Below are 24,670 nucleotides of genomic sequence, written 5' to 3'. Positions count from 1 at the left end.
CCTGCGGCTAGCCGCGGCAGGCGGCGACGGTGCGGTCCACGATCTCGGTCAGGGCGACCTCCTCGCGGTCGCCGGTGGCGCGGTCGCGCAGCTCCACCAGGCCGTCCTTGAGCCCGCGGCCGATGATGACGCCGGTCGGGATGCCCAGCAGCTCGGCGTCGGTGAACTTCACACCCGGCGAGACGCCCTTGCGGTCGTCCACGAGGACGCGCAGGCCGCGGGCCTCCAGCTCCGCGCCGATCCGCAGGGCCTCCTCGATCTGCTCGCCCTTGCCGGTGCCGACCACGTGCACGTCGGCGGGTGCGATGGCGCGCGGCCAGACGATGCCCTTGTCGTCGTGGGACTGCTCGACGACGCAGGCGACGGCGCGCGACACCCCGACCCCGTAGGAGCCCATGGTGACGCGCTTCGGCTTGCCGTCGGCGCCGAGGGCGTCCACCTGGAAGGTGTCGGTGTACTTGCGGCCGAGCTGGAAGATGTGGCCGATCTCGATGCCGCGCGCGGTGTACAGCGTGCCGTGACCGTCGGGCGAGGGGTCGCCGTCGCGGACCACGGCGACGTCGATGGTGCCGTCCGGGGTGAAGTCGCGTCCGGCCACCAGGTCGATGACGTGGTGGTCGGTCTTGTCGGCGCCGGTCACCCAGACGGTGCCGGTGACCACCCGCGGGTCGACCAGGTAGCGGACCTTGTTGTCCAGAAGGGCGCGGGGACCGATGTAGCCCTTGGCCAGGAACGGGTTCGCCGCGAAGTCGGCCTCGTCCAGGAGGGCGACCTCGGTGGGCTCCAGGGCGGCCTCCAGGCGCTTGAGGTCGACGTCGCGGTCACCGGGCAGGCCGATGGCCAGCAGCTCCCAGTCCTCGGCGCCCGGCGCGCGGGTCTTGACGAGGAGGTTCTTGAGGGTGTCGGCCTCGCTGTAGACGCGGCCCGTCCCGGCCTCGTTGAGGAAGTCCACCAGGGTCTGGATGGTGGCGGTGCCGGGGGTGTGGTGCACCACGGCCTCGGGCAGCCCCTCGACGGGCAGCGCGGGCGGCACCGGGACGGCGACGGCCTCGACGTTCGCGGCGTAGTCGGACTCCGTGCTGCGCACGAAGGTGTCCTCGCCGTTGGGGGCCACGGCCAGGAACTCCTCCGAGGCCGAGCCGCCCATGGCGCCGGACGTGGCGGAGACGATGACGTACTCCAGTCCGAGCCGGTCGAAGATCCGGACGTAGGCGGCGCGGTGGGCCTCGTAGGAGGCCTGGAGGCCCTCGTCGTCGATGTCGAAGGAGTAGGAGTCCTTCATGTGGAACTCGCGGCCGCGGAGCACGCCGGCCCGGGGACGCGCCTCGTCGCGGAACTTCTCCTGGATCTGGTACAGGACGACGGGGAAGTCCTTGTAGGAGGAGTACTCGCCCTTGACCAGGAGCGTGAACAGCTCCTCGTGGGTGGGGCCGAGCAGGTAGTCGGCGCCCTTGCGGTCCTTGAGGCGGAACAGGGTGTCCCCGTACTCCTCCCAGCGGCCGCTCGCCTCGTAGAACTCCTTGGGCAGGAGGGCGGGGAGGAGGACCTCCTGGCCGCCGATGGCGGCCATCTCCTCGTGCACGATCCGCGCCACGTTGTCCAGGACCATCTTGCCCAGCGGCAGCCAGGTGTAGATGCCGGGGGCGGCGCGGCGCACGAACCCGCCGCGGACGAGGAGCTTGTGGCTCGGCACCTCGGCGTCCGCCGGGTCCTCACGCAGGGTGCGAAGGAACAGGTTCGACATCCGCAGCAGCACGGCCACTCCTCGGTGAACACGCCCGTGGGGCGTGGGAACTGAACTAGGGGAGACCCAGGCTAGCGGTAGTGCGGACGCGTTCGCGCGTGAGTTGCGCGAGTGCTCCCGCCGGTACCTAGGCTGGGGGACCGACGAACCGGGCGGCGTGCGTGGCCGGCGGGCGCGGCCGACGAACGGGGAGATCATGGGCAGACGCGGTACTCGGGACCCGGAGGGCGACGGGGACGGGGAGCCGACGGGCGTCCCGGGCATGGAACTGCTCGCCGACGCCGACCGGTCCGACTCGTGGTTCCTCGTGGTGGCGGGAACACCGCAGTCGCACGTGGACCTGTCCGACCCCGCCTACCTGGACTTCTCGTACATGCGGCGGATCGCGCACGCAGCCGACCTCGTCGCGCCCGAGGGCGAGCCGATCGACGCGCTGCACCTGGGCGCGGGAGCGCTGACACTGGCCAGGTACGTGGCGCACACCCGCCCGGGCTCGCGGCAGCGCGCCGTGGACGTCGACGCGCCGCTGGTGGAGATGGTGCGCCGGCGGCTGCCGTGGGACCGCCGGGCCCAGCTGCGGGTGGGCATCGGCGACGCCCGGGAGTGGATCACCGCACGGCACGCCGACAGCGCGGACCTGGTCATCAGCGACGTCTTCGCCGGCGCCCGGACCCCCGCCCGGCTGACGTCGGTGGAGTTCTACGCGGAGGCGGCCCGCGTGCTGCGCCCCGGGGGCCTGCTGGCGGTGAACATCGGCGACGGCCACTCGCTGGAGCACACCCGGACGCAGGCGGCGACCGTCCGTGCGGCCCTGCCGCACGTGGCGCTGACGGCGGAGCCGGGAATCCTGCGCGGGCGCCGGTTCGGCAACCTCGTCCTGGTGGCCGGCCACCGGCCGCTCCCCGCGCAGGAACTGGGCCGCCGTGCGCACCGCGACCCGGAGATGGCCCGGCTGCTGGAGGGCGAGGACCTGGACCGCTTCGTGTCGGGCCGCGCGCCCGTCCACGACGCGGACGCGGTCGACTCCCCCGCTCCGCCGGACGACGTGTTCTGAGACCGCCGCGGGGTCCCGGCCGATGCGGCCGGGACCGGAGGACGCGCGGTCGCGGATCCCCCGCCCCCTGCGGCGGCCCCGTGCGGGTCGCGCCGGAGGGCGCGTACGCCGTGGGGAGTACGCCGTCGGGCGAGGATCAGCCCTGAGGACGACGCGCGCCCCCGGGGTGCTGCCCGTACTGTCGGTGGTGTGGCAGCACTACTCCCGCGCCCCACGCGCACCGATTCATGGATCACCCTGGCACTGCTGGTCCTGTCCCTGGGCAGCACCCTCGCGAGGGAGTGGGTCGCCCCCGTCACCGCGGACAGAGAGCTCTGGCCGTGGGGGTACGCCCTCATCCTCGCGGCGTGCCTGCCCCTCCTGTGGCGGACCGCCCTCCCGCGTGTGGTGGGCCTGGTCTCGGTCGCCTCCGCGACCGTCTACTACCCGCTGGGCTTTCCCGACGGCATGGTCATGCTGTGCACCGCGGTCACGCTCTACGCCCTCGTCCGCCGGGGGTACCGCGTGTTCGGGTGGACGCTGGGCATCGGCCAGTTCGTGGCCGTCAACGCCTTCGAACTGGTGGTCGTCGGCGGGTACCGCCTGGAGGCGGTCGGCATGGTCGCGTGGGTCCTGCTCCTGCTGTGCACGGGCGAGGTCGTGCGCTGGCGCCAGGAGTACCTGCGGGCCGACCGGGAGCGCGCGGCCGAGGCCGACCGCACAAGGGAGGAGGAGGTGCTCCGCCGTGGGTCGGAGGAGCGCGTCCGGCTCGCCAGGGACGTACACGACACCGTCGCGCACAACATCTCGCTGATCAACGTGCAGGCGGGCACAGCCCTGTACCTGATCGAGACGGAGCCCGAACGCGCCGCGGAGGCCCTGGCCACCATCAAGCAGACCAGCAAGGACACCCTGATCGAGCTCCGCGGGATACTCGGTGTCCTGCGTGCCGTGGACGAGGCCGCGCCGAGGTCTCCGGTCCCCGGGCTCGACCGGGTCGGCGAACTGGCCGAGGGCACGCGGGGAGCGGGGATCGACGTGGGCGTCGAGGTCACCGGCGTCCCCCGCCACCTGCCCGTGAGCACCGAATCGGCCGCCTACCGCACCGTGCAGGAGGCGCTCACCAACACGGTGCGCCACGCCGGCGCGACGAGCGCCCGGGTCCGGATCGAGTACGGGGCCACCGACCTGGTGGTCGAGGTGACGGACGACGGACGCGGTACGGTCGGGCCGCCGGTGCCGGGCAACGGCATCACCGGGATGCGCGAACGGGCCGCGCTGGTGGGCGGCACGGTGGACGCGGGCCCTCTGGAGGGTGGAGGATTCCGGGTGCGGGCGCGGCTGCCGGTGGGACGCTCCGAGCCCGGCCGACCCGATTCCGCCTCGCCGGACGCGCGCGGCGCGTCCGGCACCGACGAAACGAGGACACCGTGATCAGGGTGCTGCTCGCCGACGACCAGGTCCTGGTGCGCGCGGGTTTCCGCGCGCTGCTGGACAGCGCCCCCGACATCGAGGTGGTCGCCGAGGCCGGTGACGGCGAGGAGGCCGTCCGGCTGGCCCGGGCGGAGGGCCCCGACGTGGTCCTGATGGACATCCGCATGCCGGGTGTGGACGGCCTGGCCGCCGCCGAGCGCATCCTCGCGGACCGCGACCTGTCGGCGACCCGGGTCGTCATCCTCACCACGTTCGACCTGGACGAGTACATCTTCGAGGCGCTCCGGGCCGGGGCCAGCGGGTTCCTGGTCAAGGACACCGAGCCCCGCGACCTGCTCCAGGCGGTGCGGGTCGTGCACGGCGGCGAGGCACTGCTGTCGCCGGGGATCACCCGGCGGCTGATCGCCGACTACGCCCGCCGCCCGCCCGGAGCGCCGGAGCCGTCGGTCCGCCTGAACGGGCTCACCGACCGCGAGCGCGAGGTGGTCGCGCTGGTCGGGGGCGGCCTGTCCAACGAGGAGATCGCCGCCCGCCTGGTGGTCAGCCCGGCCACCGCCAAGACCCACGTGAGCCGCTCCATGGTGAAACTGGGTGTGCGGGACCGCGCACAGCTGGTCGTCATCGCCTACGAGACGGCCCTGGTCACTCCGCGGTGGAGCCAGAACAGCTGACCGACCCCGACCCCGACCGCGGGACGTCGGGGTCGCCTCAGGGTCTCCCCGTACACCCGCGGGAGTAGCCTCCCGGCGGCGCGTACCCCGGAGGGGGGTCGGCAGGAGCCCCCTCCGGGACGATGTGCCCGCTGCCGCCGTCGTCGGATGCTTGGCGTGTTCCCACCGCCGATCGCGAGGCCCGACGATGCTCGAAGACCCGCTTCTCCTGGCACGGCTCCAGTTCGCGCTGACCGCCGCCACGCACTACATGTTCGTGGCGCTGACACTCGGGCTCGCCCCGTACATCCTCACCACCCAGTTCCTGGCCGCACTGCGCGGTGACCGCTCGCGGATGACCGCCGTGCGCTTCTGGGGCGGCCTGTACCTCGTCAACTACGGCATGGGGATCCTGTCGGGCCTGGTGATGGAGCTCCAGCTCGCGCTCAACTGGAGCGGCCTGCACGAGATGTTCGGCTACACGTTCGCGGCTCCGCTGGCCCTGGAGACGATGACGGCGTTCTTCGTCGAGTCCACGTTCCTGGGGTTGTGGATCTTCGGCTGGGACCGGATGGGCAGGTGGGCCCACCTCGCCTGCTTCGCCGTGGTCACCGCGACGGCGTACGCCTCGGCGTGGTGGGTGCTGGTCTCCAACGGGTTCCTGCGCAACCCCACCGGATTCGAGATGGTGGACGGCGTCGCGCACCTGACCGACCCGGTCGCCCTGATGACCAACCCCGCCGCCACCATGGCGTTCGGGCACGTCGTCAGCGGCGCCATGACGGTCGGCGCCCTGGTGGTCGCCGCGACCAGCGCCTACCACCTGGTGCGGCGCGACGACCCGCACGGGATCTTCCGGCGCGGGATCCGCTACGCCGCGATCGTCATGGCCGTCATGCCGATGTTCGTGGTGACCTTCGGCGGCGTCCAGTTCGGGCTCTTCGGAGAGGCCCCGCCCACCAGCGGACTGACCTACACCGCCGAGGAGATCGCGGCGATCGAGGCGGCCTCCCCCGGCGGCCCGCTCCTGAACGGCGTCAACGCGACCGCCGACGGCCTCATGATGAGCATGTGGGCGGTGCTGTTCTTCCTCGGCCCGGTCATGCTGCTGGTCTGGCCCTTCGGCGGCCTCGACCGGTGGCGGTGGTTCCTCGCCCCGCTGGTCGTCACCCCCTTCGCCCCCTATCTGGCGAGTGTCGGCGGCTGGGTGTTCCGGGAGACCAACCGGCAGCCCTGGACGGTGGTGCACCACCTGACCACCGCCGACGCGGTGACCCCGATGACGCCGGTCGCGGCCGTCGCCTCCTTCGCCTTCTTCACCGTCGCGTTCGCGGTCCTGGCCGCCGTCACCTACTGGCTCCTGGTGCGGTACGCCCGGCGCGGCCCCGGGGGCGGACCTCTCGCGGAGCGCCGCGAGGAGGAGCCCGCGGAGCTCGCCGACCCCGTCCACACGTTCTGATCCAGGGAGCATCCCAGCCATGGACGTCCTGTCCTTCGCCTCCACCGCACTACTCGCCCTGTTCTTCGTGGGGTACCTCGTCCTAGCGGGGTCCGACATCGGCCTGGGCATGCTGATGCCGCACGTGGCGCGCGGACCCGCCCAGCGCCGGCGCGTCGTGTCCGCGATCGCCCCCTACTTCCTCGCCTCGGAGGTGTGGCTGGTCGCCGCCGTCGGGGTCCTGGCCGGCCTGTTCCCCCTCCTGGAGCACCACGTGGTCGCCGAACTGCGGCCGGTGCTCGCCGCCATGCTGGCCGCATGGCTGGTCCGCGACGCGGGGCTGTGGCTGCGCGCCCGCGTGGCCGGACCCCGCTGGCGCCTGGGCTGCGACGCCGCGATCGTCGCGGGCAGCTGGACCGTCGCGGCGACGTGGGGGCTGACGGTCGCGGGAATGCTCACCGGCGGCCTCACGGCGAGCGCGTTCACCGTGCTGTGCACGGCCGTGGTGATGGCCCTGTTCGCCCTGCGCGGCGCGGCCTTCGGCGCGGAGCGGCTGGTCGGTCCCGCCGACGCGGAGAGCGCGGACGTGGCGGCGCGGGTCACCCGTCCGCTGTCGCGGGCGGCTCTGGGGGCGACGGTCCTGGCCGCCGCGGCGGCCCTCCTCCCGGGCGGCCCCGAGCTCTCGTCGGCCGCGCCCGCGGTGATCCTCGCGGTGGTGCTGGCGGGGGCGTTGGCGGCGACCAGCGGGCTCGTGGGGCCGATGCTGTCGCGCCACACGTCGGCGCTGGCCATCGCCGTGCCCGGGCTCCTGGTGGCGGTGGCCGCGCAGCTCCCGTGGGCCCCGGTACCGGCCGGGACCGGGGTGTTCGTCTGGGTGACCCTCCTGCCCGCAATTCCGGTCATGCTCATCGGCCAGGTTTGGCTGTACCGAATGACGCGCCGCCCTGCGGTCGAGGCGACCTTCTTCGCCTGACTCCGCGTGTCACGGCTTCCCAGCTCGACCCCGGTGGGGTAGCCCGTGACCCGGACGGGGTCGCCCGGTCACGCGTCGGCAAGGTTGTCGTCGCGGATTGGGAAAGCCGCGGAGGGGGCACGTCAAGTTTCGGGAAACACGCCCGCGACGCCCCTCCCCTCCTGGGAGGATTCCCGGCGTGATCGCGCGCGGGCGCTGCCGAGCCCCGAGGAGTGACTGTGACCCACCCCCCGACCACCGTCCCGAGCCTGAGCGGATGCAGCTGCGGTTCGGGCTGCGGCTGCGGATGCCAGAACGGCGGATCCTGTAGCTGCGGTGGCAATTGCGCCTGAGTCCCACCCCCCGCGGGCCGCCCTTCCCCTTGGGGGCGGCCCGCACCTCGCGTTCATTCCGGCCCCACACCCCCACAGATCGCGACAACGCGCGACGCTGGGTATACGCTGTGTCACTACGTGAGGCTGCGTATCCACCCATCGGGGGAGATCAGCGATGTCGCCGTTCGCCAGACCAGCGCCACGGAGGGGACACCTCTCCGAGCACGCGCAGCTGCTCCAGTGCGTGCAGGGCATCCAGGAGCGCTCCGTGCGGGCGGTCCCCTGGGAGCCGGACACGGTCGGCATCCCGGACGCCGGGTCCGACAGCGCCCTCGCACGGATCAACGACGTCGCCTTCTACGCGAACGCCCGCGACGAGGTGACCGCACTGGCGGGCGTCTGCGCCGACCTGCTGCGACTGCACCGCCCCGAGGAGCAGGACGAACCGGGCGGACACCACTGCCTGGGCTGCCGCCTGCCCTGGCCCTGCACCACCTTCGGCGAGCTGAGCCGCCTCCTGGGCTGACCGGGGCCCGAACGGGCGTCGCCCGCCGGCGTCGGGGCGCGATCCGACGTCGACGGGCGACGATCCTCTCTCACCTGCCGTCCGCTGGCGACCGGCGACCGAACCGCCGGACGCCCTCACCGGGCCAGGTATACGCAGAGGTTAATACTGGAACGCGTTCTACCGCAAGCCCCGCGCGCAGGACACGTGCAGGACGGGCCTGCCGTCACGGCGATCCACGTCCGCAGTGGAACACGATCTACCTGGGGGCGCACCGAGGGCCGGGGGCGGTGCCGGGCGCCTTCGAACCACAGGGGAGCACTGCGAGCCCGCTCCGGGGCAGACGCGTCCCCGGAGGGCGCGGGGAACGGGGCCGGGCCCGGCAGAGGGGGCGACGGGGCGGCGCGGGACCGCGGTGGGGCGGAGGGCCGCGAGCCCCTCACGGGAGCGACCGCGAACCGGCGCCGGGGCGAAGCGGCACCGCTCCCCCGCCGGAGGCGGAGCGGGGGCGGCCAGGCCCAGGGGCGGGGGACAGCCCCTGGGACCGACCTTGGGGGGCGGCAAGGCGCAGCGACCCGAAAACCGCCGAGAGTAATGCCCTCCCCGTGCGCCGAGGCGCGCCCTGCACCACTGACGTTAACGATTCAGCGGTAACGCGAACAACCTCCATCAGATAACCGGAACGTCTCGATTCCTTCCGGCCATATCAGGAGACACGCACTGAACTGCGGTGACACAGAGCCACGCCTCCGTTTCACTCCCGAAACCCCAGAAATCACAGAACTAACGGGAGCCCCGGTGGAGGTCCGCCGCGCCCTCGCGAGGCGGACTCCACCGGAAAAAGGGCGACATCCACAAAACCGGGAAGGAAAACAATCCGTGACTTCACCCGGAAAGGTTGCACGGGGTTGCGTTTCCCGGTCCGAGCGAGTCGAATGCGTCCCGGGCCGTCCACCCGGAGCGCGCTCAGCTTATTCGCGTGGCCAGCAGATAGGCGGAGGGGCTGTCCGCGTCAACGATATCGGTGACCCTCCACACCTGCCCTCCCACACTGAACACATCACTCACGTGGACGTCGATCATGGGCGTGGGGCGCCACTCCTTCGGGCCGCCGATCTTGGCCACCGGGCGGCCGTCATCGTCGATCCAGAAGCTCCCCCCACCGACCGGACCGCCCGCGAAGCGGTCGTTCCGGCCGTAACTGATCTTCTCCTGCGCGCCGACTTCGTGAACCACAGTGGATTCAGTCCCAACCGTCTCGGATTCTGTTGAAAACGCAGTCATGTTAACGCGGCCAGGGCAATTGCGCATGGCGATTTCGCGTCCGACCGACGTTTCAGCAGAATAGCTGACAAAGGTAATGCGCGGACCGGGACCAAAGTCCCGACCCGCGCAGGAAACCGTCCTTGCCTGAATTCTCAGTCCCGGTCGGCCGTACCCCGTCCGCCCTTGAGCCGTCCCACCAGCGTCTCGAACGCCGAGCTGAACGGGTGGTCGTGCACCATGTACGTCCACGTCATCGACGGGCGCTTGACGCCGACCCCGCTGACGTCGAGCTCGCCGTCCTCGGCCTCCAGGCCCTCGAAGCTCTCCGCCGCACGGGCGCGCGCCTCGTCCAGGAAGCCCTTGAACACCGGCACCGCGTCGCGGTTGAACTCGTCCAGGGGGTCGCGGCGGCCGAGGAACCGGAGGTGGATGCCCTCCCGCAGCTCCGACAGGAACGCGTTGTGGTCGGTCCAGCCCCGGTCCAGGTGGTACAGGGTGATGAGCCTGGCCGCCTGGGCGACCTTCTCCTCACCCACCTCGTCCACCAGCTCCGCGTGCTGCTTCTTGCGGTCCAGCTTGATGTGCCGGTCGCCCTGGTCTCCGGTCAGGACCATCTCGCGGTGCTCCAGCACCACGTCGCGCTGGACGTCGATCAGCTGGTTGTACCGCCAGGTGTTGCGGTGGACCTCCAGGAGCTGGCCCTCGGCGACCCGCTGGGCGTGGTCGACCATCTGCAGCCAGCCGGCGTCGGTGATCTCGCCCTCGGCGGTGGTCTCGTACCCCGTCGTCTCGGGGGCGTTGTTCACCACCAGGTCGTCGTCCATGCTGACGAAGAAGATGGAGTCGCCCGGGTCGCCCTGGCGGCCCGCACGCCCGCGCAGCTGCCCGTCGAGGCGGCTGCTGGGGTAGCGGCCGAATCCCATGACGTACAGGCCGCCGGTCTCCACGACCCGCTCGCGGTCGCCCATGTCGCTGCCGCCCAGGCGGATGTCGGTACCGCGGCCGGCCATCTGGGTGGACACCGTGACGGCGCCGTGGGTACCCGCCTCCGCGATGATCGACGCCTCGTCCGCGTCGTTCTTGGCGTTGAGGACCACGCAGTCCAGGCCGGCGTCGCGCAGGCGCCCGGCGAGCAGTTCGGACTCCGCCACGTCCTGGGTGCCGATGAGGATCGGCCGCCCGGACTTGTGCACCTCCTCCGCCTTCGCGATGAGGGCGTCCTCCTTCTCCTCGCGCGTGGCGTACAGGCGCGTGCCGTGGTCCTCGCGGACGTTCGGCTTGTTGGAGGGGATGACCGCCACCTCCAGCTCGTAGAACTCGCGGAGCTGCTCGGCCACGGCCATCGCGGTACCGGTCATCCCGCCGCGCGTGGGGTAGCGGAGCACGAGCGACTGGACCGTGATGGAGTCCAGGACCTCGCCGGTCTCGCTGACCGCCACCTTCTCCTTGGCCTCGACCGCGGCCTGGAGGCCGTCCGGCCACCGCTGGAGCAGGGCGATGCGGCCCCGGGACTCGTTGATGAGCCGGACCTCGCCGTCGCGCACCACGTAGTGGACGTCGCGCTGGAGCAGGACGTGCGCGTGGAGGGCCAGGTTGACCTGGGGAAGGACCGACGTGTCGTCCTCGGAGTACAGGTCGATCCCGCCCAGGGCCTTCTCGACCGCGTCGATACCGGCGTCGGTGAGCTGGACGTTGCGTCCCTCGCCGTCGATCTCGAAGTGCAGGCGGGGCTTGAGCCCTCGGACGATGTCCGCCATCTCCACGTCGGCGGCCACGCTCTCGGCGGCCCCGGCGAGGACCAGCGGAACGCGGGCCTCGTCGACGAGGACCGAGTCGGCCTCGTCGATGATCGCGATGTTGGGCGGCGGCACGACCCGGTCGTCGATGTCGGTGACCATGCGGTCGCGCAGGACGTCGAAGCCCAGCTCGCTGACGGCCGCGTAGGTGACGTCGCAGGTGTAGGCGGCGCGGCGCTCCTCGGGGGTGGAGTCCTCGGTGATCCACCCGACGGTGACGCCGAGCATGTCGTAGACGGGTCGCATCCACTCGGCGTCGCGCCGGGCCAGGTAGTCGTTGACGCTCAGGAGGTGCACGCGCTGGCCGCGCAGTGCGAACCCGGCCGCGGCGAGGGCGCCGGCGAGCGTCTTGCCCTCACCCGTCGCCATCTCCGCGACGTGGCCGTCGAGCAGCGCCATGACACCGAGGAGCTGCACGTCGAAGGGGCGCTCGTCCAGTGAGCGCCGGGCGGCCTCGCGGCCGACGGCGCACAGCGACACGAGGTCGTTGCGATCGTAGGGGAGTTCGGCGTTGCCGAGTTCGATGGCCTTGTCCGTCAGCTCGGTGTCGTCGAGCTCACGCAGACCATCCTCCTCGGCCTCGATCGCCGACAGGAGCTTGGTATAAGGCCGCAGGTCCACCGCACCGGGCTTGCCCAGTAGGCGGCGGACGCTTTCCGCCATTCGTCCGAACACCACCACAGGGTAACGCCGGACACAACCCCTTGGAGAACCCCGGGCGCCCCCATGCCGGCGCGGATCGGCGGACCCGCACCTCGGACACGGGGCGCCCGTACGTCAGACGAGCTGGCGCTTCGTGCGCTGGCGGGCCTCGACGGCCATGGCGTGCTTGACGAGGGTCATCAGGACCCGGACGACGGACTGCTTGTCACGGGCGTCGCAGTAGACGACGGGGACCTCCGGGGGCAGGTCCAGGGCGTCGCGCAACTCATCGGCGCTGTAGGGGGCCTCGGGGTCGAACTCGTTGACGGCGACGACGAAGGGCAGCTTGTACTGGCGCTCGAAGTAGTCGAGTGCCTGGAAGGTGTCCTCCAGGCGGCGGGTGTCGGCCAGGATCACGGCGCCCAGCGCACCGCGGACCAGGTCGTCCCACATGAACCAGAAACGCTGCTGGCCCGGTGTGCCGAACAGGAACAGGGTCAGGTCGGTGTCCAGCGAGATGCGTCCGAAGTCCATCGCGACGGTGGTGCTCGTCTTGTTCGGGGTGTGGGAGAGGTCGTCGACACCGGCGCTGGCCGCGGTGACCGCGGCCTCGGTGCGGACGGGCGGGATCTCCGAGACAGCGCCGACGAACGTGGTCTTCCCGACCCCGAAGCCCCCGGCGATGATGATCTTGGTGGACAGCTCGGTGGGTGCGTGAGCGTTGTTCGTGCTGTTGGCTGGATCGATCACAGTTAGTCCTAGCGAGAGTGCCGGGCCAGTACGGACTATGCGGCTCACACGGCCCGGTCCTGAGGGGTGCGGTACTCCCGGGGTCCGAACCATCACGGGAGGTGTCGCCCCTGGAACCTAACACCGCAAGGGCACCGGAGACGGCGTTTCGGGACAGTGGTGCAAGAGACCACATTCCCGACGCTACGGCACCTACCTCCGCAGGGCAGCAGGCACGGCCACGGGTACTCCGCACGCTCCGTGGCGGCGAGTCCCCTTCCGGGAACTCACCGTGACCAGGTAAGCACAGACTTCTACCCCGGAAGGTCGACTTTACGACATTGTGAGCGGCCATTTTCGGCCGCTTTCGGCCGCGTCGATCCCTGTGCGACACCGCCCACGGAGTCTACGGTGGAGGACAGGGCCCCCGCACCACAACGCGGTCGCGGTACAGACTCCTGGCACGAGGACGCGACCGCCCGCGGGAGCCCCGCGACGCCCCGGGGCGGGCGACCACGTACCGACGTCTCGCTCTTCGACGTCGGGTCCGGTCGACACCTCAGGTCGGCGTTCCGGCGCCCCACCGGCCCACAACCGTCCACGTGGGCCGGTGGAGGCTGGCAGCACCGCTCACACGCCCCCGCGGTCCCCACCGGGGATCCCCGCGCCCCGGTACGCCCCACGGGTCCGGCAGGGCCCGCTCCGCGGTCCGGCCGCTGTTCCGCGCGGACGGGGCCCGGCCACGGGTGCTCCTCGCAGGGGCCCTTCCCCCCGGTTGGCCGTAGGATGGGCTCGCCCTCCCCGCGCCGGACCAGCACGCGCGCACCCGCGCCCGCGTCCGGCCGAGGGCGAGCCGCCCGACACGACCCTCCCAAGGGAGCCGAGAACCCCACATGTCCGATCAGCGCGTCGTCCGTCCCACTCCCATCAGCGGTTTCCCCGAATGGACCCCACAGGTCCGGGCCGTGGAGCAGCGCTGGCTGGACCATATCCGCGCCGGGTTCGAGTCCTTCGGCTTCGCGTCGGTGGAGACCCCCTCGGTGGAGAACCTGGACGTACTGACGGCCAAGGGCGAGACCTCCCAGGAGGTCTACACCCTGCACAGGCTCCAGGCCGACGCCAAGGACGACTCCGACGCCCGGCTCGGGCTGCACTTCGACCTCACGGTGCCGTTCGCCCGGTACGTCGCCCAGCACTTCAACGAGCTGACGTTCCCGTTCAAGCGCTACCAGATGCAGCGCGTCTGGCGGGGTGAGCGGCCGCAGGAGGGGCGCTTCCGCGAGTTCACGCAGTGCGACATCGACGTCATCAACGTCGACTCCGTCCCCCTGCACTTCGACGCCGAGCTCCCGCGCATCGTCCACCGGGTGCTCAGCGGGCTCGACATCCCCGCCTGGACGCTCAACGTCAACAACCGCAAGGTCCTCCAGGGCTTCTACGAGGGGCTGGGGGTCAAGGACCCGATCGCTGTCATCCGCGCCGTCGACAAGCTCCACAAGATCGGTGACGGCGGCGTACGGGACATCCTCCTGGCCGAGGGCCTCAACGGGGAGCAGGCCGACGCCTGCCTCGCCCTGGCGCACGTCAAGGGCTCGGGCGAGGACGTCGCCGCACACGTACGGGAGCTCGGGGTCTCCTCCGACCTCCTCGACGAGGGCCTCGACGAGCTCGACTTCGTCATGGGCGAACTCGCCGACCTCCCCGAGGGCAGCGTGGTCGCCGACCTCTCCATCGCCCGCGGCCTGGACTACTACACCGGCACCGTCTACGAGGCCTCCTTCGACGACGACCCCGGTTACGGAAGCATCTGCGCGGGGGGGCGGTACGAGAACCTCGCCGGGCAGTTCATCCGCCGGAAGCTGCCCGGGGTCGGCATCTCCATCGGCCTCACCCGCATCTTCGCCAAGCTCGTCGCCGAGGGCCGGATCGAGGAGGGGCGGACCTGCCCCACCGACGTGATGGTCGTGGTGCCCGGCGCCGAGCACCGCCGGGACGCCCTGCTGACGGGCGAGCTGCTGCGCTCCCGCGGGTTCAACACCGAGGTGTTCCACTCCACCGCCAAGGTCGGCAAGCAGATCCAGTACGCCTCCAAGAAGGGCATCCCCTTCGTGTGGTTCCCCCCGTTCGACGCGGACGGCGGCCACGAGGTGAAGGACATGGGGTCGGGCGTCCAGGGACCGGCCGACCCCGGCACCTGGTCCCCGGAGCCCTCCGGGGAGGGCAGCGCAGGGTAGTCGACCCGTAGCACCCGATCGACAGGCATGGGCGGTTTCCGGCCGCTCGTGCCGGAACCGGCCATTGGCGAGACAGCCCGGCCGCCGGGTGCCAGACTGGGAACGGCTTTCTCCGCGTCGACGCGTCCCCCGGGCGTGCCCCGCGGGCCGATTCGGAGTCCTACTGATCGAGGCCATGTCTCATCCTCGCCACAACCTGCCCCTGTCCGCCGGCGAGTTCATCAGGTTCGTCGGGCGCGAGCGCGACATCGTCGACCTGAGCCGTCTCCTCAACACCGCCCGGATGGTCACCCTGACCGGGACCGGCGGCATCGGCAAGACGCGCCTCGCCCTCCACCTGGCCGAGCGCGTCATGCGCCGGTTCCCCGACGGTGTCCGCTTCATCGACCTCAGCGAGTCCTCCACCCACGACCAGGCACTGCGCACGGTGGCCAACAGCCTCCAGGCGGTGGAGGACGACGAGCGCACGATGACCGACGCCATCATCACGTCGCTGCGCACCCGCGACCTCCTGCTCCTCCTGGACACCTGTGAGCACGCCGTGGGGCCGATGGCCCAGCTGTGCCAGGCGGTCCTGCGCGACTGCCCCCGGGTGCGGATCCTGGTCACCAGCCGCCAGCCCCTGCACGTGGCCCAGGAGAGCATCTGGCGGGTGCCCCCGCTCTCGCTGCCCGCCCGCGCCACCCCCACCGACCCGTACGCGGCCGATCCGGCGCCCATCCCCCGCCGCGACACCCAGCGCTACGAATCGGTGCGCCTGTTCGTCACACGCGCGCACGCCGCCCGGGCGGGGTTCGAGATGACCAGGGAGAACTCCGGCTACATCGCGGAGATCTGCCGGATGCTGGACGGCATGCCCCTGGCGATCGAGCTGGCGGCGGCCAGGGTGCGCGTGCTGTCGGTCCAGCAGATCCTGCGCAGGCTGGACGACCGGTTCCAGCTGCTGACCAGTGACGGCTCCGGCGACCTGCCCCCGCGCCAGCGCACCCTGCGGGCGGTGCTGGAGTGGAGCCACGACCTGCTGACCGAACCGGAGCGGCTCCTGCTGCACCGGCTGTCGGTCTTCTCCACCTGGTACCTGGAGACCGCCGAGGACGTGTGCTCCGGCGAGGGCGTCGACTCCGCCGACATCCTGCCGCTGCACTTCTCCCTGCTGGACAAGTCCCTGGTGGTGGTGGACACCGAGATCGACGGCACCGCGCACTACCGGCTGACGGAGACGGTGCGCGCCTACGCCGCGGAGCGCCTGGCCGAGGACGGCGACCTCGACGCGCGATGGGAACGCTACCTCCGCTTCTCCGTCACCCGTCTGGAGGAGTGGGCCAAGAGCTTCTGCGCGCCTCTGGCGTGGAGCGAGCGGCTGTCGTACCTGAAACTGCTCGACCACCACCGGGAGAACCACGCGCGGATGGTGGAGTGGGCGCTCTCGCAGGGGCGCGTGGACGACGCCCTGCGGGTGTGCGTGGCGCTGCGCCCGTACTGGATGGTGCGCGACCTGGCCTCCGAGGGGAGCCGCGTTCTGGGGCGGGTCCTGGCGGCCGACCCCGACGCCCAGTCCCCGCACCTGCGGGCGCGCGCCCTGGCCCTCCACGCGGAGCTGCGGCTGGACCTCGACCCCGCGCCGCGCGTGTCCACCCTCGCCCAGTGCGCGCTGGAGGCGGCGCGGGCCTGCCGCGACGCGGGGGCCGCTGCCTCCGCCCTCACGACCATGGCCGCGCTGGCCCTGCGGACGGGCCGGCTGGAGGAGTCGCTGGAGCACGCCGAACGGGCCGGAGGATGGGCCGAGCGGATCGACGACCCGATCACCGAGGGGACGACGCTCGGCGTGCTGGCCCAGGTGGCCAGGCGCAACGGGGAACCCGACCGGGCCGTCGCCCACCTGGAGCACGGCATCACGTTGGCGGAGAACCTGGACGACCGCTGGAGCGTGGCCCGCGGCCTGCACGGTCTGGGCACGATCGCCGCGGAGCGCCGGGACTTCGCGGGGGCGCGCGAGCTGTTCACCGAGGCCCTGGCGGTCTTCGGCGAGCTGGAGGCCGCCCCTGCCACCGCGCACTGCGCGCGGGACCTGGGACGCCTGTTCCTGGCCGGGGGCGAGCCCCTCCGGGCACGCGAGCCGCTGTCGACGTGCCTTCGTGTGAGCTTCACGTCCGGGCAGCGGATCGCGGTGGCCCGTGCGCTGGAGGCGCTGGCCGAGCTCGCCCTGGCCGAGGACGAGGACGAACGGGCCGCCGCCCTGGCGGGTGTGGCCGCGGGCCTGCGCACCTCCCTGGACCGGCCCTCTGCGGAGACGCTGCGGCTCCGCTCCACCGTGGAGCGCCGCGTGGGCGGGGCACGGACGTCCGAGGCCTGGAACGCCTGGCGGTCGCTGCCCCTGGAACAGGTGCGCGACCGGGCGCTCGCCTTCCCGCGGTCGCCGGCCCCGAAGGCGTCGGGGCCGGAGTCGCTGACGCCGCGGGAACGGGAGATCGCCGAACTCGCCGAGCGGGGTCTGTCCAACCGTGAGATCGCCGAGCGGTTGACCATCAGTCAGGCCACAGCAGCCCGACATATAGCGAACATCTTCAGAAAACTCTCAATTTCCTCCAGGACGCAGTTGACCGGTTGGGCTGCTCCCCGGGACGGTGGCTGAGAAGGCCCCGATCACCCGGCAGCACTTGCACAGTGCGCGTGCACCCGCTAAGACAGAAACCCCGACCTCCACCGCACTCATCGATCACGTCCCCCTTGCCTACCGACCCCTCAGCCCTGGTGAGGAACCCCCCGACCGCCCCTACCTGTGAAGGCCATGGCACCTTTGACCGCGCCCGCGCGGCACAACCTCCCCCGACCGGGCACCGGTTTCGTGGGCCGCGAGCGGGACCTGAGCGACCTGCTCCGACTGCTCGGCTCCAGCCGGTCCGTCACCCTGTGCGGAACCGACGGCATGGGCAAGACCCGGCTGGCGCTGCGCGTGGCCGAGCAGTCGACCGTGTCGTTCCCCGACGGGGTGTGGCTCGCCGACCTCACCGACGCGCACACGACGCTGGAGGTCTACGCGCGGGTCTGCGCCGCGGTCGGCGTGATCGAGGAACCCGGGCAGCCCCTGTCGGCCACGGTGGCCGAGGCTCTGCGCTCCCGGCGCCTGCTGCTGGTGCTGGACTCCTGCGAACACGTCCCGGACCGGGTGAAGGAGGTCGGCGAGGCCCTTCTGGAGGCCTGCCCCGCGCTCTGCATCCTCCTCACCAGTGAGGAACCCGTCCGTCTCGCGGACGGGACCGTGTGGCGGATGACCCCGATGGCGCTGCCGGTGGCCGCGCGCAACGCGCCGCCGCCGGACCCCGCGACGTCCGACGCGGTCCGGTTGTTCCTCGACCGCGCACGGGCGCGGGACCCCCGTTTCTCCGCCACGCCGGCGGAACTGGAGACCGTGGCGGTGGTGTGCGACCTGACGGGCGGTGTGCCCCTGGGGATCGAGGTGCTCGGAGCCCTCGCACCCGCCGTCGGCCCCGGTGCGCTCGCGGAGGGCCTGCGCGCCCACCTGGCGTCGCCCGAGTTCCAGCCGGGCCCCGGGCAGGCGATCTCCCGCAGCCAGGTGCTGCCGCTGGTGCTGGACTACGTGTACCGGAACCTGTCGGAGGCCGAGCGCGTGCTGCTGCGCCGCCTGACGGTGTTCCGGGGGTGGGACCTCGAACTCGCCGAGCAGGTGTGCGCGGACGAGTCCCTTCCGGAGTCGGCCGTCCTGGACCTGCTGACGTCGTTGCTGGACCGCTCGCTGATCACCGTGACCGGCGAGTTCGAGGGGCGCGTGCGCTACAGGCTCCCCGAGGCGGTGCGCCGTTTCGCCGCCGGGCGCCTGGTCGCCGCGGGTGAGGCGGACTTCTACCACGAACGCCTGCTGGACCGGATGCTGCGCCTGGTCGAGGACCTGGGGCGCAAGCTGGAGTCGAGCCGTCCGATGCCCTGGAGCGAACGCGACGCCGGACGCCAGCGGGTGATCGCCGAGTACGACACCCTGCGGTCGCTGCTGCGCTGGACCCTGTCGCGCGGCGCGGCGGAGTCCGGGCTCCGGCTGTGCGTGAGCCTGGTCGCGCACTGGGTGAGCCACCAGGCCCACGCCGAGGGCGCGCACTGGATGGACCGGCTGCTGGAGCTGGAGGAGTCGGGCAAGGCGCCCTCACGGGCGCGTGCCCTGGTCGCACGGGCCCAGCTGGCGCGGGTGCGGCGCGACCACGGTCTGGCCGTGTCGCTGGGCGAGGAGGGTCTGCGGCTGTGCCGCGAGGCCGGGGACGACGCGTTCGTGCGCACCGCCCTCAACCTGCTGGCCCTGGTGGAGGTGCGCGACCGTGTGTCGGACCAGGCCGCGGTGCGTGTGGAGGAGGCCCTGAGACTGTGCCGGGAGGCAGGTGACCAGTGGGGTGAGGCGATCGCCCTGGGCACCCGCGCCGCCCTCGTCGCCCAGCAGGGCGACTATCCGACGGCGGACCACCACTACAACGCGGCGCTGACCCTCCTGCGGGGGATCGACCACCGGTGGGGTGTGGGCGTCACCCTCATCGGCCAGGCCCGGGCCGCGGAGGCCAACAACGACCTGATCACCGCGGACCGCTGCTACCGCGAGGCCCTGGACACCCAGCGGATGATCGGGGCGGCGGCGGAGGAGGCGCGCTGCCTGGCCGGGATCGGCCGGGTGGCGCACGCGCAGGGTTCCACGGGCCAGGCCTACGACTACCTGAGCGAGGGGCTTCTGCTGAGCCACTCGACGGGGCAGCGGGCCGAGGCCGCGCGGGCGCTGGTCGCCATCGCCCGGGTGGTGTTCGGCACCGGGCTGCGCGAACCCGCCTGCCAACTGTCGGGCGCCGCGATGGGCGTGCGCGAACAGCTGGGTCTGGCCGTCCACGCGGCCCCGTGGCCCTTCGTCGACGTGGAACGGGTACGGCGGCGGCGCAGGCAGCTGGTGACGTGGTGGGAGCAGGGGCGCGGACTGGGCCTGTCCGAGGTGGTCCGCGAGGCCGAGCGCCTGGCCGAGGAGGGGCGGCGGCCCCCTCAGAGGCGGAGCTCGCCGCCGGCGGCGGCCGCCGTCTCCACGCCCGCCGCACGTGGGAGGGCACGCCGTCCCGTGACCGGCCCCGTGCCGGCGCCCGAGTCGGTCACCCCTCAACAGCGGTTGACCAAGCGGGAGCTGGAGATCGCGAGGCTGGTGAGTTCGGGCCAGAGCAACCCGGAGATCGCCCGGACCCTTTTCATCACGCCGTCGACGGCCGCCAGGCACGTCGCGAACATCAACCGCAAGATGGGGTTCCACTCGCGGGCGCAGATCACGGCGTGGATGGAGCAGCACAGAGCCGCGGGCTGAACGCCCGGTCTGCCCGATTACGCCCTCTCTCGCACGGGCGTTCCTGTCCCCGTGGCCAGAATCTACATATGCATCTGCATAGCAATATGCATGTGCATCTGACTGTGAACGCGCTAGGCTTCACGCCATGGGACACCACGCTCGTGGCACTGCGGTGACACAGTTCCGTGGGTCCCGGAAACGTCCGTCGGAGCCGGATCCGAACACCGGATTCCGGCGGACCGTCAGCCCCGGGAAGCTTCCCGGGGCCGGTGGAGAACCGCACCGGAGCGGGGTGCGTCCTGGGGAGGGACAACGCACCGACCACCCGGAGCGGCGCCGACCGGGCTCGCCACGTGGAGGGGGCGTGACGAGCCCGGTCGCCAGATCCACCACCGGATGGGCCGACTGGGGGTACGTATGGGGGTAGGGCTGTCTTCAGGAACCGGACGACCGGGGCGCCACCTGCCGCGGAGGGACGACCCGATCGGATCTCTGACGGGCGGCCTCTGCGAGCGGCTGCGGCTCCGCTCGACGAGGCCGGGAACGCTGCGTGCCGTCGGACACCGGGTGGACGCGCTGACGTTCTCCGCCACGGTCGAGCAGGCCGCGGCGGGACTGAGCCGTCGGGGCATGTGCTTCGGCGACGTCGTGGGGGTCCTCGCGCCCGTCTCGCCCGACCGGTTCCTGGCCACGTACACGGTGATGGCCGTGGGAGGCCGGGCCCTGCCCCTCTCGACCTCGTCCGACCTGGACACCCAGTGCGCGGTCCTGGCCGAGACCGACGCCCGGCTGCTCCTGGTCAGCCCCGAGCTGGCGCAGACCGCCCTCGAACTGGCGGAGCGCTCGCGGGTGCGGCAGATCATCTCGTTCGGACCGGCACTGGGCACGACGCCCTTCGAGGACCTGTTGCAGCCCAGCCCCGACGGCAACGGGTACAGCCCGGCGCGGGGCCTGTTCGACAACGGCATCCTGGGCTACGAGAGGACCAGCGACGGACTGCTGACCACCCTCTACCCGCACAACGACCTGATGGTCCGCTTCTCCGAGCTCCGGAACCTGCTGGACCTGACCGCCGACGACGTCGTGGCGGTGGACGAACGGGGTGACGAGGCCACGCGGGTGGCGCTGGTGGCGCTGGCGCTGTGGACGGGGGCCTGCGTGGTCACCGGGGCGGACTGCCCCCCGCCCGAGGGGCGTCAGGTGACCGTGCTCTGCTCTCCCGAGCCGACACGGGTCGGCTTCCCCCACCACGACAGCGTGCGCTGAGGGGCTGAGAGGCACCGGGGCCGGAACCCGTCCCCGGGCCCCGGCGTGCGCGGACCCGGATGGGGCGGATCCGGCGGGAGGTCAGTCCCCGGAGCCGACCGACTCCGCGGAGGCGGACTCGGCGTCGAAGGCGGAGACCGGCACGTGGTCCTCCTCGATCTCGAACCAGGCCACGTGGGTGGCCTCGCTCCAGTACTCGCCGCTGCGGGTGGCGCAGCTGTCGACGATGAGCTTGCCCCGCCCGAAGTCGTCGCCGTCCTCGCGCGTGTGCACCCCCTCGCCGTCGCGCTCGCCCTGGTCGGCCACGGCGACACGGAGGCGTCCGGCGTCGGAGCGGATGAAGAGCGTCATGACGCCGCCGCTCTGCCCGGAGCGGGAGTGCAGCAGCGCGTTGGTCGCCAGTTCGCTGACGGACAGCTCGGCGTCGTCCAGGGCGCCCTCGGCGTGGCCCATGCGGGTGAGGAAGTCCCGCACGCGCGCGCGGATCGACCGTACGGCCGTGAGGTTGCCGGCGCAGCTCCACACCGTGTGGTCCGTGGACCCTCCTGTGAGGTCGCCCGCCTCGAACCCCGGTGTGGTGGGAACCGTGTTCTCCGGTACCTCCGCGGGCACGTATTCCCGGAGTTGCCTCGCCTCAGCCATCCGGTCACTCCAATCACCCGCGACGGGCGCGCGGGTTGCGCCGCCTGCACTCACCTTAGACAAGGGTGTGCTGGGTCCAGAACAGCACACCTGCATTGCCCCCGCCTGGTATTGGCCACAAAACCCCGTCACGTGTCATCCCCGATGAGGACAAAGGAAACAGTCCGGACCCCAGAGTCCCCCATGTGAGGTGTAACACGTTGGCAATACCCGCCCCGGTCGGACCGTCGGCCCGACGGCGACGGGGGCGAGACCATCGCCTCCGTGTCCGGACCGCACTCCGCGCCCCGTGTGGAGGGCGGGTCCGGCGGCGTCCGCGCCGGGCCGCCGACGCCCGGGGCGCACCGGGGAACCGCGCCCGCGGACCGGGGCCGCCCCTCGTGCCTCTTCAGATGGTATCGGGACGCCCGGCACTCCCCCGTCGCGGCCGTGGACGCCGACCCCGGCCGGGGCGGGGCCGGGACCGCCCGGCGGCCACCGGCCGCACGCCCGCACCAGGCACACGCCTCCGCGGGAGACCGGCACATGACGCGGCGGACGCCGCCCCGGGGCCGGGCGAGGTCCACACCGCGGCGCGCGGACCTCGCCACGAGCGGCGCGGACGCACGCCCGCGACGCCGGGAGGCCGGATCGGGCCGCCCGGACGCCACCGCGAGCCCACCCGAACAGACATATAGCCCATTACAGCCACAAAACGGATATTTCCCGCACTAAACACCACGGTTTCGCGTCCCCCCGACATCGATTGGGGCACAACCCGGGCGCCTCCCGGAGCGTCGTTCGCCGTGAACGGGCGGTGGGCGCCATGCGCACACGGCCACGTGGGGCATCCGCCGAACATCGCTGAAAGCCCCAGGCCACAGCACATTCGAGCGCGATCCCCACTTCCTCCGCCGTTACCGTGCCGCAACACCCCGTTCACAGTCCGCACCGCCTCCCACCTCGTTTGACGCTCCGTGAAGGGCGAACAAGTATCGATCAGGTCCGATGCCGGGCCGCGCCCGCCCCGGGCGCCTCCTCAAACCCCGGCCCGGACGCCCTGCGCTTCCCGTCCCCACACGAGGTGTCCCTTGTCGCCCCTGTCCGAAAGCTCCCGCTCCCCCCGTTTCTCCACTCCCAGCCGCCGGTCCCTCCTCAAGGTCTCCGCCGCCGGCGCGGTCGTCGCCCCGGTCCTGGCAGCCTGCGGAGGGGACTCCGGCTCCGGGGGCTCGGGCGGGGGTGAACCCCAGCAGGGCGGGCGCCTGCGCGTCGGCGTCGCGGGCGGCGGTGTCAACGACACACTCGACGCACACGACCCCACCGACAACGTGGACATCGCCCGCAACTTCGCGCTCTACGCCGGGCTGCTGCGCTACGCCAACGACGGCACCATCGAGAACCACCTGGCCGAGTCCGTCGAGCCCAACGGGGACGCCACCGAGTGGACCGTGGTGCTGAAGGAGGGCCTCACCTTCCACGACGACTCCCCCGTCACCGCGGACTCCGTCGTCTTCTCCCTCCAACGCATCCTGGACCCCGACAACCCGCTGCGCGGCGCCGGCGACATGGCGGGCGTCGACCCGGACGGGCTGGAGGCGGTGGACGAGCGCACGGTGCTCATCCGCTGCGACGAGCCCACGGTCACCCTCCCCGAGGCCCTCGCCGAGTACTACAACTGCGTCGTCCCCGAGGGGTACGACCCCGCGGACCCGATCGGCTGCGGCCCGTTCCGCAGCGTCGAGTTCGTGGCGGGCGAGTACAGCCTCTTCGAGCGGCACGAGGGCTACCACGAGGAGGGCCTGCCGTACGCGGACGAACTGGAGATCGTCGACTTCCCCGAGGACGACGCGCGCGTCAACGCCCTCAACAGCGGCAGCGTGGACCTCATCACCCAGGTGCCCCACGCACAGGTGGCGGTGATCGAGGGCAACCCCGACCTGGCGATCATGGAGTCCGAGACCGGCATGTGGCTGCCGTTCACCATGAGGGTGGACCAGGCGCCCTTCGACGACGTCCGCGTCCGCCAGGCCTTCCGGCTCATCGTCGACCGCCAGGAGATGATCGACCAGGCCCTCTCCGGGTACGGCCAGGTCGGCAACGACATGTACGCGCGGATGGACCCGTCCTACCCGGACGGCGTCGAGCAGCGCGAGCAGGACATCGACGAGGCCAGGCGCCTGCTGGCCGAGGCCGGGCACGAGGACGGCCTGGAGGTGGAGCTGGTCACCTCCGACATCAGCGCGGGCGTGGTCGCCGCCGCCGAGGTCTTCCAGGAGCAGGCCCGCGAGGCCGGGGTCACCGTCGAGCTCCGCCGCGTCAACCCCAGTGACTACTGGAACGAGGAGGAGGGCTTCCCCTACGCCTTCGGCCAGGACTTCTGGAGCGCGCGCAACTACATCACCCAGGCCGCGCAGGGCTCGGTGGTGGGCGCCCCCTACAACGAGACCATGTGGGGCGAGAACGAGGAGTGGCTCGGCCACCTCGAGGAGGCCCGCCGCACCGCCGACGAGGACGAGCGCAACGAGCTGATCCGCCAGGCGCAGCAGGTCGAGTTCGAGGAGGGCGGCTACATCGTGTGGGGTTTCGTGAACCTCCTCGACGGCCACAGCACGACGGTGCACGGCCTGGAACCCGCCGTGTCGGGCCACCCGCTGGGCTCCTACGCGTTCCACCGGGCCTGGCTGGAGCAGTAGCGGTTCCCCACGGAC

Annotated in this window: 16 protein-coding genes; 11 read left to right on the top strand and 5 right to left on the bottom strand. The window is 72.0% G+C overall.

The features are described 5' to 3' along the window. Positions 1-7 precede the first annotated feature (7 nt). Positions 8-1,744, bottom strand: coding sequence for a proline--tRNA ligase (locus Q8791_RS13325; protein WP_330092058.1), 1,737 nt, complete (start codon positions 1,742-1,744; stop codon positions 8-10). 196 nt (positions 1,745-1,940) lie between these two features. On the opposite strand from Q8791_RS13325, the gene Q8791_RS13320 reads away from it, so the two are divergent. The 6 genes from Q8791_RS13320 (at position 1,941) to Q8791_RS13295 (ending at position 8,112) form a co-directional block, all read left to right on the top strand. Beyond that, entirely contained in the window at positions 1,941-2,798 is an 858-nt protein-coding gene (locus Q8791_RS13320; protein WP_330091988.1) for a spermidine synthase, read from the top strand. 189 nt (positions 2,799-2,987) lie between these two features. Continuing rightward, positions 2,988-4,211 carry a sensor histidine kinase gene (locus tag Q8791_RS13315; protein WP_330091987.1) on the top strand — a complete coding sequence of 408 codons (1,224 nt, stop codon included), beginning with the start codon at positions 2,988-2,990 and terminating at the stop codon, positions 4,209-4,211. Then, complete coding sequence (locus Q8791_RS13310) at positions 4,208-4,882, top strand: response regulator transcription factor (RefSeq protein ID WP_330091986.1); 675 nt, start codon at positions 4,208-4,210, stop codon at positions 4,880-4,882. The genes Q8791_RS13315 and Q8791_RS13310 overlap by 4 nt, the downstream gene beginning before the upstream one ends. Before the next feature lie 187 nt (positions 4,883-5,069). After that, positions 5,070-6,320: a cytochrome ubiquinol oxidase subunit I gene (locus Q8791_RS13305; protein ID WP_330091985.1), complete on the top strand. Its 1,251-nt coding sequence runs from the start codon at positions 5,070-5,072 to the stop codon at positions 6,318-6,320. 19 nt (positions 6,321-6,339) lie between these two features. Next, a complete protein-coding gene (locus tag Q8791_RS13300) occupies positions 6,340-7,272 on the top strand; it encodes a cytochrome d ubiquinol oxidase subunit II (protein ID WP_330091984.1) in 933 nt (310 codons plus the stop codon). Between the two features lie 489 nt (positions 7,273-7,761). Further along, positions 7,762-8,112 carry a hypothetical protein gene (locus tag Q8791_RS13295; RefSeq protein ID WP_330091983.1) on the top strand — a complete coding sequence of 117 codons (351 nt, stop codon included), beginning with the start codon at positions 7,762-7,764 and terminating at the stop codon, positions 8,110-8,112. 945 nt (positions 8,113-9,057) lie between these two features. Here the strand turns inward: Q8791_RS13295 and Q8791_RS13290 are convergent. The 3 genes from Q8791_RS13290 to Q8791_RS13280 form a co-directional block, all read right to left on the bottom strand. Then, the gene (locus tag Q8791_RS13290; RefSeq protein ID WP_330091982.1) at positions 9,058-9,327 is read right to left on the bottom strand and encodes a DUF6406 domain-containing protein; all 270 of its coding nucleotides are present in this window, start codon (positions 9,325-9,327) and stop codon (positions 9,058-9,060) included. Positions 9,328-9,509: 182 nt separating this feature from the next. Next, a complete protein-coding gene (secA2, locus tag Q8791_RS13285; protein WP_330091981.1) occupies positions 9,510-11,816 on the bottom strand; it encodes an accessory Sec system translocase SecA2 in 2,307 nt (768 codons plus the stop codon). Between the two features lie 114 nt (positions 11,817-11,930). After that, entirely contained in the window at positions 11,931-12,545 is a 615-nt protein-coding gene (locus Q8791_RS13280) for a GTP-binding protein (RefSeq protein WP_330091980.1), read from the bottom strand. 872 nt (positions 12,546-13,417) lie between these two features. Between Q8791_RS13280 and hisS the strand changes: the two genes are divergently transcribed. The 4 genes from hisS (at position 13,418) to Q8791_RS13260 (ending at position 21,341) form a co-directional block, all read left to right on the top strand. Continuing rightward, entirely contained in the window at positions 13,418-14,758 is a 1,341-nt protein-coding gene (hisS, locus tag Q8791_RS13275; protein WP_330091979.1) for a histidine--tRNA ligase, read from the top strand. Positions 14,759-14,933: 175 nt separating this feature from the next. After that, on the top strand, positions 14,934-17,390 hold the full coding sequence (locus Q8791_RS13270; protein ID WP_330091978.1) for an ATP-binding protein: 2,457 nt from the start codon (positions 14,934-14,936) through the stop codon (positions 17,388-17,390). A 165-nt stretch (positions 17,391-17,555) separates the two neighbouring features. Further along, a complete protein-coding gene (locus Q8791_RS13265; RefSeq protein WP_330092057.1) occupies positions 17,556-20,093 on the top strand; it encodes a LuxR C-terminal-related transcriptional regulator in 2,538 nt (845 codons plus the stop codon). Between the two features lie 399 nt (positions 20,094-20,492). After that, positions 20,493-21,341, top strand: coding sequence for an AMP-binding protein (locus Q8791_RS13260; RefSeq protein WP_330091977.1), 849 nt, complete (start codon positions 20,493-20,495; stop codon positions 21,339-21,341). Between the two features lie 81 nt (positions 21,342-21,422). Here Q8791_RS13260 and Q8791_RS13255 read toward each other — a convergent pair whose 3' ends face one another. Further along, positions 21,423-21,983 (bottom strand): ATP-binding protein, encoded by a 561-nt coding sequence (locus Q8791_RS13255; RefSeq protein WP_330091976.1) that lies wholly within the window; start codon positions 21,981-21,983, stop codon positions 21,423-21,425. A 1,070-nt stretch (positions 21,984-23,053) separates the two neighbouring features. On the opposite strand from Q8791_RS13255, the gene Q8791_RS13250 reads away from it, so the two are divergent. Beyond that, positions 23,054-24,655, top strand: a complete 1,602-nt coding sequence (locus tag Q8791_RS13250; protein WP_330091975.1) for an ABC transporter substrate-binding protein — start codon at positions 23,054-23,056, stop codon at positions 24,653-24,655. Positions 24,656-24,670: the final 15 nt, after the last annotated feature.

It is taken from the genome of Nocardiopsis codii (genome assembly GCF_036327455.1).
Lineage (GTDB): Bacteria > Actinomycetota > Actinomycetes > Streptosporangiales > Streptosporangiaceae > Nocardiopsis > Nocardiopsis codii.
Note: the sequence above shows the minus strand (reverse complement) of the source record. Positions and strands in the feature narration are given on the sequence as shown.